The sequence below is a fragment of the Paenibacillus sp. KS1 genome (assembly GCF_001680695.1).
GTDB classification, from domain to species: domain Bacteria; phylum Bacillota; class Bacilli; order Paenibacillales; family Paenibacillaceae; genus Paenibacillus_B; species Paenibacillus_B suaedae.
In genome coordinates, this window is sequence record NZ_MAIS01000047.1 from 26,488 (window position 1) to 46,308 (window position 19,821).

At 47.7% G+C, this 19,821-nt stretch carries 17 protein-coding genes and 1 pseudogene; all 18 read right to left on the minus strand.

All coding sequences use genetic code 11. The annotated features are described in order from the left end of the window. Window positions 1-13 precede the first annotated feature (13 nt). A complete protein-coding gene (locus tag BBG47_RS16470; RefSeq protein WP_021256494.1) occupies window positions 14-223 on the minus strand; it encodes a YlzJ-like family protein in 210 nt (69 codons plus the stop codon). Window positions 224-519: 296 nt separating this feature from the next. Beyond that, window positions 520-1,230 (minus strand): annotated as a pseudogene (locus tag BBG47_RS16475) (ClpP family protease); the annotation flags it as partial. 175 nt (window positions 1,231-1,405) lie between these two features. Then, window positions 1,406-3,082 carry a ribonuclease J gene (locus tag BBG47_RS16480; protein ID WP_021256496.1) on the minus strand — a complete coding sequence of 559 codons (1,677 nt, stop codon included), beginning with the start codon at window positions 3,080-3,082 and terminating at the stop codon, window positions 1,406-1,408. 231 nt (window positions 3,083-3,313) lie between these two features. Further along, window positions 3,314-4,189: a 4-hydroxy-tetrahydrodipicolinate synthase gene (gene dapA, locus BBG47_RS16485; RefSeq protein ID WP_065292591.1), complete on the minus strand. Its 876-nt coding sequence runs from the start codon at window positions 4,187-4,189 to the stop codon at window positions 3,314-3,316. 59 nt (window positions 4,190-4,248) lie between these two features. Next, window positions 4,249-5,466 (minus strand): aspartate kinase, encoded by a 1,218-nt coding sequence (dapG, locus tag BBG47_RS16490; protein ID WP_065292592.1) that lies wholly within the window; start codon window positions 5,464-5,466, stop codon window positions 4,249-4,251. A gap of 128 nt (window positions 5,467-5,594) precedes the next feature. Beyond that, window positions 5,595-6,635, minus strand: a complete 1,041-nt coding sequence (locus BBG47_RS16495; protein ID WP_021256499.1) for an aspartate-semialdehyde dehydrogenase — start codon at window positions 6,633-6,635, stop codon at window positions 5,595-5,597. 73 nt (window positions 6,636-6,708) lie between these two features. Next, window positions 6,709-7,302 carry a dipicolinate synthase subunit B gene (locus BBG47_RS16500; RefSeq protein WP_021256500.1) on the minus strand — a complete coding sequence of 198 codons (594 nt, stop codon included), beginning with the start codon at window positions 7,300-7,302 and terminating at the stop codon, window positions 6,709-6,711. Next, on the minus strand, window positions 7,299-8,198 hold the full coding sequence (gene dpsA, locus BBG47_RS16505) for a dipicolinate synthase subunit DpsA (RefSeq protein ID WP_021256501.1): 900 nt from the start codon (window positions 8,196-8,198) through the stop codon (window positions 7,299-7,301). The genes BBG47_RS16500 and dpsA overlap by 4 nt, the downstream gene beginning before the upstream one ends. Before the next feature lie 163 nt (window positions 8,199-8,361). Beyond that, the gene (dut, locus tag BBG47_RS16510) at window positions 8,362-8,820 is read right to left on the minus strand and encodes a dUTP diphosphatase (protein ID WP_065292593.1); all 459 of its coding nucleotides are present in this window, start codon (window positions 8,818-8,820) and stop codon (window positions 8,362-8,364) included. Beyond that, complete coding sequence (locus BBG47_RS16515) at window positions 8,789-10,063, minus strand: M16 family metallopeptidase (protein ID WP_065292594.1); 1,275 nt, start codon at window positions 10,061-10,063, stop codon at window positions 8,789-8,791. The genes dut and BBG47_RS16515 overlap by 32 nt, the downstream gene beginning before the upstream one ends. A gap of 64 nt (window positions 10,064-10,127) precedes the next feature. Next, window positions 10,128-11,138 (minus strand): polysaccharide deacetylase family protein, encoded by a 1,011-nt coding sequence (locus tag BBG47_RS16520; RefSeq protein WP_065292595.1) that lies wholly within the window; start codon window positions 11,136-11,138, stop codon window positions 10,128-10,130. A gap of 187 nt (window positions 11,139-11,325) precedes the next feature. Further along, window positions 11,326-13,530, minus strand: coding sequence for a polyribonucleotide nucleotidyltransferase (pnp, locus tag BBG47_RS16525; RefSeq protein ID WP_083189366.1), 2,205 nt, complete (start codon window positions 13,528-13,530; stop codon window positions 11,326-11,328). A 201-nt stretch (window positions 13,531-13,731) separates the two neighbouring features. Then, the gene (gene rpsO / locus BBG47_RS16530; RefSeq protein ID WP_065292596.1) at window positions 13,732-14,001 is read right to left on the minus strand and encodes a 30S ribosomal protein S15; all 270 of its coding nucleotides are present in this window, start codon (window positions 13,999-14,001) and stop codon (window positions 13,732-13,734) included. Between the two features lie 195 nt (window positions 14,002-14,196). Continuing rightward, entirely contained in the window at window positions 14,197-15,174 is a 978-nt protein-coding gene (locus tag BBG47_RS16535; protein ID WP_065292597.1) for a bifunctional riboflavin kinase/FAD synthetase, read from the minus strand. A gap of 173 nt (window positions 15,175-15,347) precedes the next feature. Beyond that, on the minus strand, window positions 15,348-16,268 hold the full coding sequence (gene truB, locus BBG47_RS16540) for a tRNA pseudouridine(55) synthase TruB (RefSeq protein WP_065292598.1): 921 nt from the start codon (window positions 16,266-16,268) through the stop codon (window positions 15,348-15,350). Then, window positions 16,265-17,263 (minus strand): DHH family phosphoesterase, encoded by a 999-nt coding sequence (locus BBG47_RS16545; RefSeq protein WP_065292599.1) that lies wholly within the window; start codon window positions 17,261-17,263, stop codon window positions 16,265-16,267. The genes truB and BBG47_RS16545 overlap by 4 nt, the downstream gene beginning before the upstream one ends. 70 nt (window positions 17,264-17,333) lie before the next feature. Continuing rightward, window positions 17,334-17,687: a 30S ribosome-binding factor RbfA gene (rbfA, locus tag BBG47_RS16550; protein ID WP_005550538.1), complete on the minus strand. Its 354-nt coding sequence runs from the start codon at window positions 17,685-17,687 to the stop codon at window positions 17,334-17,336. Window positions 17,688-17,741: 54 nt separating this feature from the next. Then, on the minus strand, window positions 17,742-19,821 hold a 2,080-nt coding region (gene infB, locus BBG47_RS16555), incomplete at its 5' end, for a translation initiation factor IF-2 (RefSeq protein WP_065292600.1).

Here is a 19,821-nt window from a genome sequence, read left to right on the forward strand (position 1 = left end):
CACAAGATAACACTTAGCGTAGAGGAATAATCGTACCGGGCGAAAACCCCGGATCCAGAAAATCATGCATACTTGTGTCTTTCAGCAATCGTTCGATACGAACCGTCGTATTGTCAACCTGCTGTACAAGCAAGGTGCGTCCCTGCCACTGCATTTCGAAAAAAGACGGCTCCTTATCAATCCCTTGCAGCACTTGCTCCATCGGAATAATTGTGTGCAGCATTATCCTCGCTCCTTTGCTGGCACATACATTGCCTGTGTGCCAGTATGCTGCGGATTAGCCCCACACTGTCCACCTAATAGCATTGGCTGCTCAGACGTGTTGGCCTGATGTTCACAATGATTCGAATGTGCTCCATGCTGGGCATGCTCATGATGGCCTTGATCATGTTGTGTTTGTTCATGCTGGGCATGCTCATGATGACCTTGATTATGTTGTGCTTGTTCATGCTGGACGTGCTCATGATGACCTTGATTATGATGGCCTTGATCATGGTGCCCCTCCTTCGAACATCTCTCTGCACGCTTCTCTTCAATCAAGCGATTCAAATGCTCCAATGCAGTACCAATTCCGCCGACTTCATCAATTAGGCCATGCTTGACAGCATCCTGTCCGATTACCGTCGTCCCAATGTCGCGCGTCAGCTCGCCAGTTGTAAACATTAAGTCCTTGAATTTGTGTTCCGAAATATTCGAATGAGCTTTAACAAAGCGAACGACACGTTCCTGCATTTTCTCTAAGTACTCAAAGGTTTGCGGAACGCCAATGACAAGACCCGTTAATCGAATCGGGTGAATCGTCATCGTCGCTGTCTCCGCGATTACACTCACATTGGCAGACACAGCAATCGGAACTCCTATACTATGCCCTCCTCCAAGTACCAAGGTTACCGACGGTTTGGACAGGGAGGATATCATCTCTGCGATAGCCAGACCTGCCTCTACATCGCCACCAACCGTGTTTAATACGATAAGTACACCCTCAATTTTATGATTTTGCTCCACTGCGATAAGCTGAGGAATGACATGTTCGTATTTCGTTGTCTTGTTCTGTGGAGGCAATACGATATGCCCCTCAATCTGACCGATGATATTCAAGCAATAAATATTTGACTCACCAGTTGACGGAATCGATGCCGTCCCCAGCTGTTGGATCGTTTCTACCGTTGGCGGACCCTTGGGTAGCTGCTGCGGCTGTCCCTGTGGATCTAAAGGCTGTTCGTTCATCATGTTCCATTACCTCCAATTGACCGGTACAATGCCGTCATAGCATGCTTCACCCTGCGATGTTTTATACAGCAGCGGGAACGCAAAAAGCCGCCGTCCCTACCTTACGGCAGGAACGGCGGCTGATAACGTTCGTGAGCGAGAATGACTGGTGACTGGGATTCTCGCTCACTTCGTTCTATACTTCCATAATGATTGGCAAAATCATTGGACGACGGCGCGTTTGTTCGTACAAGAAACGTCCAAGCGCATCCTTCACATTCGTCTTCAGTGATGCCCATTCGTTCACATTTTCATTCATTAGCTTATGCAGTGTTGAAGTGACGATGCGGTTCGCTTCATCAAGCAATCCTTCCGATTCCCGAACATAGACAAATCCGCGAGAGATGATGTCTGGTCCTGACAAAATCGTACCTTCCTGCTTGCTGAGTGTAACAACAACAACCAAAATTCCGTCTTGGGAAAGCAGCTTCCGATCGCGCAATACGATATTGCCGACATCGCCGACACCAAGACCATCGATAAGTACATAACCGGATTGAACCTTAGAGCCACGGCGTGCAACACCATTTGTAATTTCAACAGTATCACCGATATCTGTAATGAAGATATTCTCGCGCTCAATTCCGACTGCTTCCGCCAAATCAGCGTGGTTGCGCAACATACGGTATTCACCGTGAATCGGAATAAAGTACTTCGGTCTCATCAGATTCAACATCAGTTTCAATTCTTCTTGACTGCCGTGACCAGATACATGGACGCCAGTCTTCGATCCGCCATAGATGACATGTGCGCCTAGTCGGCACAATTCATCAACAGTTCTACCTACGTATTTTTCGTTTCCTGGAATTGGTGTAGCTGCGATAACTACGGTATCACCTGGCAGAATATCAACCTTACGGTGCGTAGAACGCGCCATGCGCGTCAAGGCTGACATCGGCTCGCCTTGGGAGCCTGTGGACAGGATTACTACCCGATCAGCAGCCATCTTGTTCACTTCTTCAGGTTCGATCAGCATTCCATCAGGTATGTTCAAGTAGCCAAGCTCGGAAGCGATCGTGACGACGTTCACCATGCTCCGACCAATGACTGTTAATTTACGGTTTGTTGCATATGCTGCATCAATGACTTGTTGAATACGGTGAATATTTGAAGCGAATGTCGCAACAACTACACGCTGCTCTGCCTTCCGGAAGATATCTTCCAGAACGACACCCACACTACTTTCTGATGGTGTAAAGCCTGGGCGTTCTGCATTCGTACTGTCGGACAGCAGTGCAAGAACTCCTCTCTGGCCAATTTCCGCCATACGCTGCAGGTCAGCATACTGACCGTTGACCGGCGTATGGTCAAACTTAAAGTCTCCTGTATGAACTACGCATCCTTCGGGTGTATCGAGACATACACCAACCGAATCCGGGATGGAGTGGTTCGTCTTGAAAAAGCTTGCACGAATAGCTCCGAGCTGAATTTCCGAGTCAGCTGTAATTAGAATTCGCTTTGTTTCACCTAGCAAATTCGCTTCCCGCAATTTGCTCTCAATCAATCCGAGCGTTAATCTTGTTCCGTATACTGGAACGTTCAAATGCTTCAGTACATATGGCAACCCGCCAATATGATCTTCATGTCCGTGCGTAATCAAGATAGCCCTTACTTTATCTCGATTCTCCGTGAGGTATGAAATATCCGGGATGACAATATCTATTCCGAGCATGTCTTCTTCCGGGAACTTCAACCCTGCGTCTACGACGACGATATCGTTACCGTATTGGACGACGTACATATTTTTTCCGATTTCACCTACGCCGCCCAATGCGAAGATGGACAATTTATCAACGTTGTTTTTCTTCGACAATTGGATCTTAACCTCCTATATTCAATTGGCCGTCGTACCAATGAACATCCTTCTTTTGAAAAATATACCGCACCCAGTCACTTGATATCCATTATACATGAACAAAAGTAAAAAACACAAGTCGGCGATTTGTCCTCCTATTGTTGCCGAAAAACACAAAACCGATGCTGGATCTCAGCATCGGCTTCGTAAGTGCGCTATTATGCACATTGTAAAAGTTCTATTTTCCTATTATTTCTTAATGGATTGAACAAGCTCGCGAATCGCTGCAGCCTCATCCGAAGTTGCCTCAACAAGCGGCAAACGGACGCTCCCTACCTCGAAACCAGCTAACTGGAGAGCTTGCTTCACTCCAACTGGATTAGGGCATAAGAACAGTCCCTTAAATACAGGGAACAGTTCATGATGCAGTCTAGCTGCTTCTTCATGCTGACCAGCTAGATAATGTTCAATCATCGCTTTCATCTGTGCACCTACGAGATGGCTAGCAACACTGACAACTCCATACGCACCAACGGACAAAGTAGGCAATGTCAAAAAATCCTCTCCGCTGTACACTCTAAATGAAGCGGGCGCACCAGCAACGATCAGCGATGTTTGCTCAAGACCAGCACACTCCTTCGTAGCAACTACATTCGGCAGTTCAGCCAAACGTAGCGTCGTCTCAACAGAAATGCTCGATGCAGTCCTTCCTGGAACATTGTACAGCATGATTGGCAAAGAGGTAGAGTTGGCAATGGCCTCAAAATGTCGATACATGCCTTCTTGAGTCGGACGATTATAGTAAGGAGCGACAAGGAGGATGCCATCAACGCCCGCTTCCTCTGCTGCCTTCGTCAAATGAATGGAATGAGCTGTATTATTGCTACCTGTACCAGCAATAATGCGTGCACGTCCATTTGCCTTCTGAGCTGCAAAACGGAATAACGCAATCTTCTCGTCGTCTGTCAATGTAGGAGATTCCCCTGTCGTCCCACACACAACGATACTGTCGCTCTTCTGTTCTTCAATCAAAGCATTCAGCAAACGCTCGAACTCAGACCAGTTTACCTCATTATGTTCATTGAACGGCGTCACCATCGCCGTAATTAATCTACCAAAATCCACTAAAGACTCCTCCTCCTGCGACATTATGCGCAAGGCCCGGACATCCCTAGCGCTGCGTGCTATCGATTCAGATGGAACTTCGCATGCAGCGCTCGCAAAGCCCGAACCATATCTTCCTTGCGTACAAGAACCCAAATCGTTGTATTGGAGTCGGCGGATTGAAGAATCTGAATTTCTTGCTCTGTCAAGGCTTCTACGATGTGTGCCATAATACCTGGCACGCCATTGATGCCTCCACCGATTACAGATACTTTCGCACAACCCGATAACGATTTTGGCTCGAATTCCATCTCTTTGAGCACATGCAGTGCCCGCGGCGCATCGCTATCAAATACCGTATAAACCGCGCCAGAAGGGGTTACATTAATAAAATCAACGCTAATTTGATTTTGTGCCATTGCCTTGAACACTTTTAATTGCAAATCATATACGCCTTCGCGCGATTCCACCGTGATTTGCGTTACATTGCCGACATAGGCAATTCCCGTTACAAAGCGATCAACGATGTCAGGCTGCATATCTCGGAACCCTTCCGGATTCGTAACGAGCGTTCCTTCTTCATCGCTGAATGTAGAACGAACGCGAACAGGCACCTGAGCTTGCATCGCAATTTCCACCGCGCGCGGATGAATAACTTTGGCGCCGTGATGTGCCATGTTGCATATTTCTGCATAACTAACGATCGTAAGCGGCTTCGCGTCCTCTACCAGTCGAGGATCTGCCGTTAGGATGCCGTTAACATCCGTATAAATATCGACAATTTCTGCGTGCAGCGCCGCACCCAATGCTGTTGCAGATGTATCACTGCCACCACGGCCAAGAGTCGTAAAGTCACCAGTTTCTGTTTGGCCTTGGAATCCTGTTACAATTACAACCTGTACATCTTTCCACGCATCAACGACCCGATCCGGAGTAACATCCAGAATACGGGCATTATTGAAGTGGCTATCTGTCTTGAAACCAGCTTGAGCACCTGTTAGCACAGTAGATGTAATCCCTTCACTGTTCAACAAGCTGCACAGGGTTGTAGCCGAGATAATCTCGCCGCAGCACAATAGCATATCCTTCTCACGTGCTGGCAAACTGTCCCCGTTCTGACCGGCCCAATCAAGTAATGTATCGGTTGCATATGGTTCTCCTCGTCTTCCCATTGCTGATACAACCACAGCTAATTGGTAACCCTGCGCCAGTTCCCGACGGATATGGTGTATGACTCTTTCTCTGGCTTCGGGTGTAGACAAGGAAGTTCCACCAAATTTTTGTACTAATATTCGCATGTGTTATTTCCCCCAACTAATGAAGACTGACTGCCAGAACGAAATAAAAGGCTATTCAACGAATCACGCAGTGACCAAGCTGAACACACCTTGTCAAGTAAGACAAAAAGGCAGGAGCGGCCTGCCAATTACTGCCGCTCCGAAGCGATGTACTCTGCGATTTGTACCGCGTTCCATGCAGCGCCTTTCATTAAATTGTCGGATACGACCCACATATTCAATGCGCGTGGCTGAGACAGATCACGACGCAAACGGCCAACGAAAACATCTGGCTTGCCTGCAGATTCGGTAGCAAGCGGGTACTTCTGTTCAGAAGGCTCATCGACGAGCGTCAATCCTGGCGCGTTTGCCAACAGCTCGCGCACATCCTCCATTTGGAAGTCGTCCTTCAACTCAACATATACAGATTCAGAGTGGCCATATACGACCGGAATTCGGACGCATGTTGCCGTCACTTGAAGGCTATCATCATTCATGATCTTCTTGGTTTCACGGATCATTTTCATTTCCTCGAGCGTGAATCCATTATCTTGGAACTTATCGATTTGAGGAATAGCATTGAATGCGATTTGATGCTTCACGGGCAAAGAACCAACTGGAAGAATGTCCGGCTCAACTTCATTGCCTGCAAGCACTTCTGTAGATTGACGCAACAGCTCGCTAATCGCTTTGCTGCCAGCGCCTGACACTGCTTGATACGTAGACACGATGATGCGGGAAATACCGTAGCGATCATAGAGCGGCTTCAAGGCTGCTACCATTTGAATCGTGGAACAGTTCGGATTGGCAATAATGCCTTGGTGTTCCTTCACTTTCTCGATGTTCACTTCTGGAACTACGAGTGGTGTGTTGGGATCCATACGGAATGCATTGGTATTGTCAATACATACCGCTCCACGTTCTACAGCTGCTGGAGCCAACTCTTTACTAACGTCGCCGCCTGCGCTGAACAGGGCAATATCAACGCCTTCGAAGCTCTCCGGTTTCGCTTCCTCAACCGTAATTTCTTGACCGTCAAATACGATCTTCTTACCGGCTGAACGTGCCGAAGACAACAGCTTCAAAGATTGAATGGGGAATTGACGTTGTTCCAATAATGCAATGATTTGTTCCCCTACTGCACCCGTAGCACCGACTACAGCAACATTATACCGCTTCTGATTCGTCATCTGTCGTTTCTCCCCTCTATACCCACAATCTTCCAAACATCTATATTATGATAATTTGCGTGGTATGCTATGTTCAGTATAAGAACCGTTCAATTAATACCGGTTGAAGCTGCTTGCCTTCTAATGCTGCATAGCATGCCTCTGGTACCAAGTCCATGCGCGCCACCAATGAATTCGGCTTCTGCTGTGGATTATCTTGGCCGAACGGAACGAAGTATATGTTCTTGGCTACAAGGAGTTTGGCTATATTGGCTGCGTTTAAACCGAGTCCATCATTAGTCGAAATCGCAAGCACAAGAGGGCGCTGGTTGCGCATTTGTGCTTTGGCTGCCATAAGGACAGGGCTTTCTGTCAATGCATTTGCCAGCTTACTCGTCGTATTGCCTGTGCAAGGCGCGATCACCATCACATCCAGCAATTTGGATGGCCCGAGCGGTTCTGCGTCCACAATTGTAGAAATGATATCATTACCAGTAATCTCTTTCAACTGTTTCTGCCAATGATCGGATTCCCCAAAGCGTGTATCGGTCGTCATGACCGAATGTGATGCAATCGGGATAACGCGCGCTCCAGCATCTACGAAGCGTTTCACCTGAGGCATTACTTCTTCTAATGTGCAGTGTGAGCCTGTTAGTGCATAGCCAACTGTCTTCCCCGTGAAGTTCATTGTCCATTCCCCCGATTCCGCATGTCCTCAAGCAACAGCTGCGTGATACTCTGTGCCAATATTCGTCCAGCAGACTTCGGTGCGACAATGCCTGGCAATCCTGGTGCCAGCATAGCCTTGATCCCCCGCTTCTCCGCGAATCGGAAATCCACGCCACCCGGCAGGGAAGCAAGGTCGATAATCACGGCACGGTTAGGGATTTGCGCTATGACCTGCGCTGTGACTATCATAGTCGGTATCGTATTAAAAAGCAAGTCGATATTTGCCGCCTGACGCGCGAGATCTGCTATGAAAAAAGGCTTGAAACCCATTTCTGTCGCTCTGGCAAAATGTTCATCTCTGCGCACCCCAATCCGCACATTAGCCCCTAAGCCAAGAAGGGTGCGTGCCAATGTGAACCCTGTTCTCCCCATCCCAAGAACGACCGATTCAGAACCATGAAGGGTGATATCGGTGTTCTGAATCGCCATCATAATCGCGCCTTCGGCCGTCGGAATGGAATTGTATATTGCAACATCATCCCGATCGAACAATTCAACAAGCGAGAGGCGGTATTTCGCACACAGCTTGCTTAAATATGGTTTGGCCATCCCCGTAAAGACAACACAATGCTCCGGCAGTACCGCAATATGCTCTTCCGTCAGCACCAATTCATCCGATGTAAAGATGGCATGAACCTTCCCACTGTCATCAGTTCCTACAGCAGGAAGCACAAGAGCATCCGCCTGCTTCAACAGCTCGATAGAGAGGGATTGGCGCTGTACGCCATGATATGGGTTTTGCAGTTGATCGTACCCAACGATCGTGACACTGGCATCTAATTCAGTCAGCTTATGGATGATCTCAAGCTGGCGAGCATCTCCGCCAATAAACACGACCTGAACTCCAGTTAACATCCTCGCTGATCACTCCTTTCACAAACGTGCACACAACGTATAAAACATCTTATGCGCACGCCTAAAAAGGGTGCAGCCATGTGCAAGCCCATCTCAAGACGCAAAAAAAACGCAGCTGATTTACCAAAACGGTAATTCAACTGCGTCCTATTTGATCATTATTTTACTTCGTTCCGGTATGACCGAAGCCGCCTTCTCCGCGTTCCGTATCAGTCAACTCGTTTACCTCGACAAGTTGAATAGATGGAACGAATTGAATCACCATTTGCGCAATACGCTCATTGCGCTCAATCGTGAAGTGAGTCTGTCCAAGGTTGGCTAGCAAGACCTTCACCTCTCCGCGGTAATCGGCATCAATCGTTCCTGGTGAATTCAAGCAAGTAATGCCATGCTTATAGGCAAGTCCGCTGCGTGGACGAATCTGTGCCTCTAAGTACTCAGGCATTGCCATGCAAAATCCAGTAGGCACGAGGGCGCGATGGCCGGGTGCTAATGTAAGCGGCTCTTCTACCGCTGCATATAGATCGAAGCCTGCTGCGAGTTCGGACATTTTTTGAGGGAGCGGTACATCCTCATTGCCTGGCAGGCGTTTAATTTGAACTTGGTGTGATTGTTGTAACAAGTTGATCCCTCCTGAATGCCGATATTGCTTTATCATTTGCTCCGACCATTGAACCTGCGAATGGATGGGAAAGCATACGGTTCAATACAAAGGTAACGTCTTCTAGCTTAATCGATTCAATTCGAGCGATGATCTCATCCAGCGTGAAATGCTTGCCTAGCATCAGCTCATTTTTCCCTAATCGATTCATTCGGCTGCCTGTGCTCTCAAGGCCGAGGATAAGACTTCCCTTCAACTGCTCCTTGCCTTTGTGAAGTTCTTCCTCAGACAAGCCCTTCACTGCCAGTTCACCTAGCATATCCAAGGTTAAATCAAGCACTTCCTTCGTCTGCTTCGGTGCGGTTCCTGCATAGAGCGTGAATAGACCGCTATCTGCATGTGACGAATGATAGGAGTAAACAGAATAGGCAAGTCCACGCTTCTCGCGAATTTCCTGGAACAGGCGAGAGCTCATGCCGCCACCGATCAAGTTGTTGAGCAATATCATAGCGTAAAGGCGCGGATCTGTCATCGAACAGCCTGGCAGGCTGAGACAAATATGATTCTGTTCTGTCTTCTTCTTATGATATATGAATTCACTATGGAAGCTTGGTTCCGTTAATATGGCCGCAGGCTCATCATTCGTGAATTGTCCGAAGTGCTTCTCCAGCAATTCGATGATCGAGTCATCAAAGTTACCTGCTACTGCAATGACCGTATTCGAGACCGTATAATGATTCTTCATATATGCGCGGAGATGATCAGGCCCCATTGGTGTCAGGCGTTCCTTCGTTCCTAATATCGGATATGCGAGCGGGTGTGTGCCAAAGGCAGCACGAGTAACCAGATCATGCACCGTATCATCCGGTGTATCCTCATACATCGCAATTTCTTCAAGGATTACATTTTTCTCTTTCTGCAATTCCTCGTCCAGCATGGATGACCGGAAAAACATATCGGACAGCACATCAACCGCTATCGGCAAATGCTCATCCAATACTTTTGCATAATAACAGGTATATTCTTTGGAAGTGAACGCATTAACACTTCCTCCGATCGCATCGAAGGAGTCTGCGATTGCTTTCGCATCAAACCGTTCTGTTCCTTTGAACATCATATGTTCGATAAAATGGGAAATCCCGTTGGTCGTTTCATCCTCATTGCGTGAACCTGTCTTAACCCATATCCCAAATGAAACGGAACGGCAGGTTGGTATTTTCTCCATCACGACACGAAGGCCGTTAGACAGCTGCACTTTTTCCACCGGCAATTCCTCCTCGTCCAAGTACATTTCCAAGTATGCCTTTCTAATCCTACCAGAAATCTGATCACCTCTCAACTTCAATCGGAGGCACCCGCTTCTCAGAAAGTGTTTCTCCTACCGTACCTGGTACAATGCCCTTTTGCTTCAATATCCGAATCATTTCCTTCAAGGCTGTACTGGATGGCTCCGTTGGATGCATGAGGATCAGTGATCCCGGTTCTGTCTTCTCTTGAAATCTACGCAGTATCGTAGCCACAGAGGGCTTCATCCAGTCTCTCGTATCAAAGGTCCACAGCACTGTCTTCAATCCGAGTGCATGTGCTGTACGTACCGTCAACATATTGAAGTCTCCTGATGGTGGAGCGAACCATTTATTCTCTACGCCAAGCGTTTGCTTCAGCAATTGCTTCGTCTTCTCAATTTGCTGCGTCTGGTGCCCCTCGCTTAGCTCGCTCATATTCGGATGAGAGTATGCATGATTCTCCATCTCATGTCCCGCCGCCTGAATCCGCTTCGCAATGTCAGGATTTTTCTTCAACCAGCTGCCGTCTAAGAAAAATGTCGCATGCACCTTCTCATCTGCTAGCACTTTCAGCATTGGATCGATGTACTCGTTCCCCCAAGCGACATTGATCATAAGCGCTGCCATCGGCTTATTCGGATTCCCTCGATAGATCGGCTGTGGATCTAGACTCGTCAAGGAGACCTCCGGCTTCACCTCGCGCATGACCATTTTCAATTCAGCCGAACGATCTTTCCCCGAATTGGCAGTGTACGTTCGCTCAATATCTACTTCCTGCCCATTGTATCCGGGTATTGCCTTCCACACCCGATCAATGCGGGCATTAATTGGAGCAATATATCGTTTGGCTGCTTCCTCCTTGATTCGAGCCATTAATGGATCATTCGCAGCCTTATCCTCTACCCCCGATTGGTAAGCATAGCTCACGGCGAGCTCTGCCTTCTTCTCCTGCAAATAGCTTCTAACATCGGTCTGCGCTACTGCTGCCAGCACGATGACAACTCCTGCTGTTACGGCGAACCATTTCTTTAACTTTGGCTGCATCCAGTCCATTCCCTTCCAAGATAGTCCTTTTGATTCTATGCGATTTCGGGACGAGTTATTCGGTCTGGAAGCAATCAATGCCTATCATGCAATCAATACCTATTTTTTGCATCAAAAAAAGAGCCAGAAACCAGTCTGCCTCTTTCCTTGCTACGTATGTTGCCTTCTCAGGCTTGTCTTGCTCGCTGTATCCGACTTAGCTTTGCGGCTTAGACGGACGCGGTCCGCGAGGTGGACGATTGCCGCCCCCTTGTGGTGGTCTGCTGCTGCGTGGACGTTCTGTAGCTGCAGCTTCGGAGCTTGCAGTTCCTTCTGTCTGTGCAGGCTGAAGCAGCACTTTGTGGGACAAATTGATGCGTCCCTGTTGGTCGATCTCGACAACCTTAACCTCAAGCTTATCGCCAATTTTCACGACATCTTCGACTTTCTCTACACGCTCAGTTGACAATTGAGAAATATGCACAAGCCCTTCCTTACCTGGAAGCACTTCAACAAATGCACCGAACTTCTCAACGCGTTTCACTGTTCCTGTGTATACTTCACCAACGATAACTTCCTTCACGATACCCTCGATAATTTCACGGGCACGCTCATTGGACTCTGCATTTGTAGATGCGATGAAGATGCGGCCATCCTGCTCGATGTCAATTTTGACGCCTGTTTCCTCGATGATTTTGTTGACGACTTTACCGCCGGCACCAATAACATCACGGATCTTATCTGGATTAATATGCATCGTCAAGATCTTAGGCGCATACTGTGACAAGGATTCACGTGGAGTTTGGATAACTTCATTCATTTTATCCAAGATGTGCATACGTCCTGCACGTGCTTGATCCAACGCTTGTGTCAAGATGCTGCGGTCGATACCATCAATTTTGATATCCATTTGAATGGCTGTAACACCTTCAGCTGTACCAGCAACCTTGAAGTCCATGTCGCCGAGGTGGTCTTCCATACCTTGAATATCGGATAAGATGGAGAATTGTTCCCCGTCTTTGATCAGACCCATTGCAATACCTGCAACCGGTGCCTTGATCGGAACCCCTGCATCCATCATCGCAAGTGTGCTTGCACAAATACTTGCTTGGGAAGTAGAACCGTTAGATTCTATGACCTCGGATACAAGTCGGATTGTATACGGGAATTCGCTCTCTGGCGGAATCACCTTGGACAAGGCACGTTCACCGAGTGCACCGTGACCAATCTCGCGGCGTCCAGGAGCACGAAGCGGACGAGCTTCCCCTACGGAGAATGGAGGGAAGTTGTAGTGATGCATGAAGCGTTTCGACTCTTCCAAGCCAAGACCGTCCAAAATTTGCACGTCTCCAAGTGCACCAAGTGTACAAATGCTGAGTGCTTGCGTTTGTCCACGTGTGAACAAGCCAGATCCGTGAGTACGAGGCAATAATCCTGTATCACAATCGATTGGGCGAATCTCTTCAAGCTGTCTGCCGTCTGGACGAACTTTATCATGTGTGATCAAGCGGCGAACTTCTTCCTTCACGATATCGTACAAGGTTTCGCTCACATCGCTCATATTCTCAGGCGTTTCCACATACAATTGTTCGAAGTGTGCAGCTGCTTCCTGATTGATTGCATCAATCGCATCTTGACGCGCATGCTTCTCAGGAATACGAATCGCTTCAACGAGACGTTCCTGCGCGAACGCACGAACAGCAGTATTCACATCTGTATCAACTGCATGCAGCTTCACTTCCATCTTCGGTTTTGCTGCGATCGCAGCGAATTCTTCAATCTTCGCTACAATTTTCTTAATTTCATCGTGACCGAACATGATTGCTTCAAGCATAACCGATTCCGGTACTTCGTTCGCTTCTGCTTCAACCATCATGATCGCGTCTTTTGTACCCGATACAACAAGGTGAATATCGCTCTTTTCCTCTTGTTCAACGGTTGGGTTGATAATAAATTGACCGTCAATACGACCTACAATCACGCCGCCAATTGGGCCATTAAATGGCACATCAGATACCGTCAATGCAGCGGATGTTCCGATCATTGCCGCGATTTCTGGTGGGCAGTCTTGATCCACGCTCATAACCAAATCCACGATCTGCACATCATTACGGAAGCCTTCTGGGAACAACGGGCGAATCGGGCGGTCAATAAGGCGGCTTGCAAGAATCGCTTTCTCACTTGGGCGACCTTCGCGCTTAATGAATCCACCAGGGATTTTACCTACTGCATATAATCGTTCTTCGTAATTGACAGTCAATGGGAAGAAATCTAGATCTTTAGGTTCCTTCGATGCGGTAACGGTACACAACACGACTGTATCACCGTACTCGACTTTGACTGCGGCATTTGCTTGCTTAGCCAAACGCCCCGTTTCCAGGACAAGCTTTCTGCCGCCAAGTTCCATCTCGATGCGGTTCATCGGATCCCTCCTTAAGTGGTTCAGTTTATATTCTTCGTTACTACTCCCATTATTTCCTGCATTTCATTTGAAATACCGTCCTGATGGAAGCTTGTCTACTATCACAATATGTAGCATCATATGCAATCACTAAAAAGCAACCCGGTTGCATGCCGCGATAAGAAGCGGCAATGAACAACCAGGCTGCTTTGGTTCGTGCTATTAACGGCGAAGACCGAGTTTTGCGATCAATGCGCTGTAGCGTTTAACATCTTTGTTCTTCACATAAGCCAACAACTTACGGCGTTGACCTACCATTTTCATCAAACCACGACGGGAATGATGATCCTTCTTGTGTGTACGAAGATGGTCCGTCAAGTTTACGATGTTTTCAGTAAGGATAGCGACTTGCACCTCCGGAGAACCTGTATCCGTAGCGTGCGTCTTATGTTCTTCAATAAGCTGTTGTTTACGCTCTTGAGTCATAGCCATCCTATTCACCTCCTAAAATATGTGTTAGTTTACGCCATTAGCCTCGTCATCGACGGTGAGATCGAATAACCAAGCTATGGACGGGTCGTTTTTCACGACAACGTTATTAGTATAGCATCTCCATCTACAAAAGTAAAACAAGTCTTAGCAATCAATTCGAACGAAGATAGAACGCTTAGAATATGGTGAACAATATTAGACGCCAATTGTTACTGCAGGCGCCTTCTCCATCGTGCTTAGACGTTGGCGCGCTTCCTCTGAATCCGCAGTAATCTGTGCGATCAGCTCTTGTATGGAGCTGAACTTGCGCTCTGGACGAATATAGCTCATTAGGGCAACCGTTACGGTCTCCCCGTATATATCTTGATCAAAATCAAATAGATGGGCTTCAACCGATTGAACGGTTTCTCCCGTCTTGAATGTCGGCTTCAAGCCAATATTCAGCACCCCATCATGCCACGTTCCGTGAACCAGCACCTTCACAGCATATACGCCATTCGCTGGGATGACATATGCTTCTTCTGCCCGGACATTCGCAGTTGGGAAGCCCATCGTACGACCACGGGCGTCACCATGAACAACCTCGCCGCGAATGATATACGTTCGGCCTAGCAGTCGATTCGCATTGACAACATCACCTTGCAGCAGACTTTCGCGAATCCGTGTGCTGCTCACCTTCACTGCAGTCTCAACGTCATTATGTGCCGGTATGATATCAACAGTAAAGCAGCCCTTGCCCCATTCCTGCAGCAATTGTGCGGTACCTTCTCCACCATGACCGAAGCGATAGTCGAAGCCGACAACGACGTGTTTCACCTTCATACGGCAGATCGCTTCTGCGAACTGCTGCGCGGTAACTTTAGCGAATGACAAATCAAAATGTACAACATACAAACGGTCAAGCCCAAGCTGACTCAAAATCCGTTTTTTCTCCGACAATGGCGTAATGAATCGTTCATACTCCGGCTTGCCGAATACTCCCTTGGGATGTGGATGGAAAGTCATCAGACCTACGGGCATTTGATGCTGCTTCCCGTAGTCCAACGCATGCCGAATGACCCGTACATGTCCCTCATGAATACCGTCAAAATGTCCTAATATTAATACTTGCGGCTGCTCCTGCAGTCGCCAGCTCGAATCATCGAGCGCTGCATGTAATGCTATCGTTTCCATTGTAATCAGAGCCCCTGCGTATTATCGATTTGTGGTTAAACTCCCAATCCAGTTACACGGACAGTAAACCAAAGTTCCTACCTACTAGTATGTTCTCCCTTTCACAAGAGTAGACAAAAGCTAGCGCAAGCCGAGTCAATTGCCTGCTCGAATCGCGCACAGCATTATATACATTACTCGTTCGGAAGAAATACCTTCACAGGACGCAACACCGATTGCCCCTGTGGAACTTGGAATATCCCATAGAACGTTCCATGTTCATCATACAATCGAATCGTACCATTCGTCAAAGGTTTCGGCTGCAAAGCGTGCAAAGGAATAGATCGACCGGTCAATGCATAATGGGCAAACTTCTCAGATACTTGAATTCTAGGCATATCTGAGATTGCATCCTCCACAGATAGAAGCATCGTTTCAAATGTTCCATCCGCGACAGCCTGCTCAATCTGATCGAAGGTTACACATTGTGAAGGAACAAACCCGGCAGATACCGTTCGCATCAGCTTCGCCATTGTAGATGGAACGCCAAGCTTACGACCGATATCAACACATAGTGTTCGGATATAAGTTCCTTTGGAACACTCAACTAGGAATCGTACTTCCGGTTCAGAGGTGCCTAACTGTACATCTAGAAGATCAATGTTATGGATCGTAACTTGGCGCGCTTTACGCTCCACCGTCTTCCCCTCACGCGCTAGATCATACAGTCGCTTTCCGTCTACCTTAACAGCGGAGTACATCGGAGGCACTTGTTCGATATCCCCGATAAAGGATAGAATCGTCTCACGAATCATCTCTTCCGTCAAATGCGAAGCGTCCGAGCGCTCCAGTACCTCTCCACTTAGATCCTCGGTATCTGTTGATACACCGAATCGGAGGGTTGCCTCATACTGCTTAGGCATCTCCTGCAAATACTCAACGATCCGTGTCGCCTTGCCTATACATAGCGGCAGCACTCCAACAACCTTCGGATCCAATGTTCCCGTATGCCCGATACGCTTCTCCCAAATAAGGCGGCGTACTTTGGCAACTACGTCATGGGACGTCCAGTCCTCAGGCTTCCATACGGGTAATACACCATGATAGTTACTCATAAAGCTTGCTTCACCCGTTCTATTACAATGGTAATGACTTCTTCTAAAGTACCAGCAAGCTTGCAGCCTGCTGCACGGACATGACCGCCTCCACTAAAGGATTGAGCAATCTCAGCCACATTAGCAAGCCCTGCGGAACGCATACTCACTTTTACTCCTGTGTCATCTACTTGCTTAAATAAAAGACCAACTTCTACACCATCGATATTGCGTGGATAATTGACCAAGCCTTCCAGATCTTCATTAAGCGCCCCGGTCTCTTGCATATCCTGAGGAGTCACGTACAACCAGGCAATTCGATGATCCTCGCTAAATGCCAATCTCGACAGGCCGCGTTGTATAAGCTGCATCTGTGCCATCGACATCTTCTCAAGCAATCGATCCGCAATGTCATTGCCGTTAACACCCTGCTTAAGCAGCTCAGATGCGATCGTCATCACATGTGGTGTCGTGTTGCTGTACCGGAATCCCCCCGTGTCAGTTAGCAAGCCAGTATACAGTACTGTCGCTACCTCTAAATCGAGTGTAAGCCCGTAGGAAGCAATCATATCGAATAATATCTCAACGGTCGCCGCAGCATCCTCGCGGATGACTGCAACTTCCCCATAGTGGTCATTCGTTGGATGATGATCAATATTTAAAATACGAGCATCCTTATCGATCCATTCTGCTATTTTTCCGATGCGCGCATAGTCCGCACAATCCACACAAATTACGGTATCAAATGGCTTGGCAGCAATGTTTTCAAGTTCTGCATGTACGTTGATTTGATCAGAGCCCGGCAAATAATTTAACTTATTAGGAACTCCATTCTCATTCACCATGACATAGGATTTGTTCCATTGACGAAGCAGCCAGCCTACCGCCAACGTTGAGCTTATCGCATCTCCGTCAGGCTGAACATGTGCAACCACAAGAAAATGATTGCCCTCTTGAATAAAGTTTCTAGCTCTCTCGATCTGCTGTGCATAAGATTGCGTCGTTAGTCCAGTCATTAATAACCTCCATACAGACAAGTGAATCGAGCCTTGGCCCGATTCACTTGTGCGTTCTTATGCTGCTGACTTAGTTATTGTCGCGATCGCGAATTTCACCAAGCAGCTTTTCAATATGGCTACCGTATTCGATTGAAGAATCGATCTTGAACAGCAGCTCTGGAGTATGACGAAGACGAATTCGCTTGCCAATCTCGGAACGAAGGAATCCGCTCGCCTTCTCCAATGCTTTCATGGATTGTTCCTTTTGTTCTTCATTGCCCATGACACTCAAGTACACTTTGGCTTGTGACAAATCGTTCGTTACATCAACGCCTGTCACCGTAATGAAGCCGATTCGAGGATCCTTAATCTCGGTTTGGATCAACTGGCTAAGTTCCTTCTTCATCTGCTCGCCAACACGTCCGGAGCGAAAGTTCGCCATGGGAAACACCTCATTTCATATATAGCTTACAACATCATCTGAGTTGAAACCATTCTATTTGCGTTCGATGGTTTCCATGACAAAGGCTTCGATGATGTCGCCTTCCTTCATGTCATTGTACTTCTCAAGCATAATACCGCACTCGTAGCCTTGCGCAACTTCCTTCGCATCATCCTTGAAGCGCTTGAGCGAGTCGATTTTACCTTCGTGAACAACTATGCCGTCACGAACAAGGCGTACTTCTGCAGAGCGGGAAATCTTACCTTCTGTAACCATACATCCTGCGATTGTACCGACTTTGCTGATTTTGAACGTATTGCGTACTTCAGCATGACCGATCACAACTTCTTTATATTCTGGATCAAGCATACCCTTCATCGCCTGCTCGATTTCTTCAACAATTGAGTAGATGACACGATGCAAGCGAACATCAACCTTCTCTTGATCAGCAGTAATCTTCGCTTGTGCGTCTGGACGAACGTTAAAGCCGATAACGATAGCGTTGGACGCTGTTGCCAAGATGATGTCCGACTCTGTAATTGCACCAGCACCGGAGTGAATAATCTTAACGCGAACTCCTTCAACTTCAATCTTCTCGAGCGAGCCGCGAAGTGCTTCAACAGAACCTTGAACGTCACCCTTGATGATTACGTTCAATTCTTTCATCTCGCCGTCTTTAATGTGCTTGAACAAGTCATCCAACGTTACACGAGTATTCGCACCCAATTGGCTCTCTCTATAAGTTGTCGAACGCTTCTCAGCAATGGAGCGAGCCTTACGCTCATCATCGAACGCGACAAACATATCGCCAGCTTGTGGAACATCTGTAAGACCTGTAATTTCGATCGGTGTAGATGGGCCTGCTTCTTTCAAGCGACGACCACGGTCATTCACCATTGCACGCACACGGCCGAAGCATGTGCCTGCTACGAATGCATCTCCTACTTTCAGCGTACCTTGTTGAACGAGGACGCGAGCAACTGGTCCACGGCCTTTGTCCAGCTCTGCCTCAAGCACCGTACCGCGAGCATCCTTATTCGGGTTCGCCTTGAACTCGTTCACTTCGGATACGAGCAGGATCATTTCGAGCAATTCTTCTAAGCCCGTACGCTGCTTCGCAGAAACGTTAACGAAGATAGTGTCTCCGCCCCACTCTTCTGGAACCAATTCATATTCAGTCAATTCTTGCTTTACACGATCGACATTGGCTTCTGGCTTATCGACCTTGTTAACAGCTACGATGATTGGGCAGTTCGCTGCCTTTGCGTGGCTGATTGCCTCAACCGTTTGCGGCATAACACCATCGTCAGCAGCAACAACGATAATCGTAATGTCGGTTACTTGTGCACCGCGGGCACGCATCAACGTAAACGCTTCGTGGCCCGGTGTATCCAGGAACGTAATCTTCTTCGAGTTGAACTCAACTTGGTATGCACCAATATGCTGCGTAATACCGCCTGCTTCTCCACCCGTAACGTTCGTCTTGCGGATCGAATCAAGCAATGTCGTTTTACCATGGTCAACGTGACCCATAATCGTAACAACTGCTGGACGTTCAACCAAGTCTGCTGCATCTTCTTCTTTTTCTTCTGTTTCCTCGAACGGATCTTCGGATACAGGCAGCTTCAAATCAACTTCAACCTTGAATTCGTCTGCAATCAACTGGATTGTATCCAAGTCTACTTCTTGGTTGATTGTTGCCATAACGCCCATGAGCAAGAACTTCTTAATAACCTCGGAAGCGTCTTTATGAAGCAATTTTGCCAATTCACCTACTGTCATTGCACCGCGTACAATAATCTTTTTCGGCGTATTGTCAATTTTCTCACGCTGTACCTGCTGTTGATTATTTCTGCCTCTGTTCTTGCCGCCGCGGCCGCGCATGCCTCCGCCATTACGGTTGTCATCGAAGCGTCTCTTATTATTATTATTGTTGTTTCTTGATTGATTTCTTCCACCGGAGAAATCCTCACTGCGTTCACCGAAGTTTCTGTTCGGACGCTGCTGAGTGCCTTGACCGGTACGAGCTTGATCACCTTGACGCTGCTGGCCGCCTTGTGCAAAGCGCGCTTGACCGCTGCTTTGTTGGCTGCCTTGACCTGGACGCGAGCCGCCGCCTTGACCTGGACGTTGT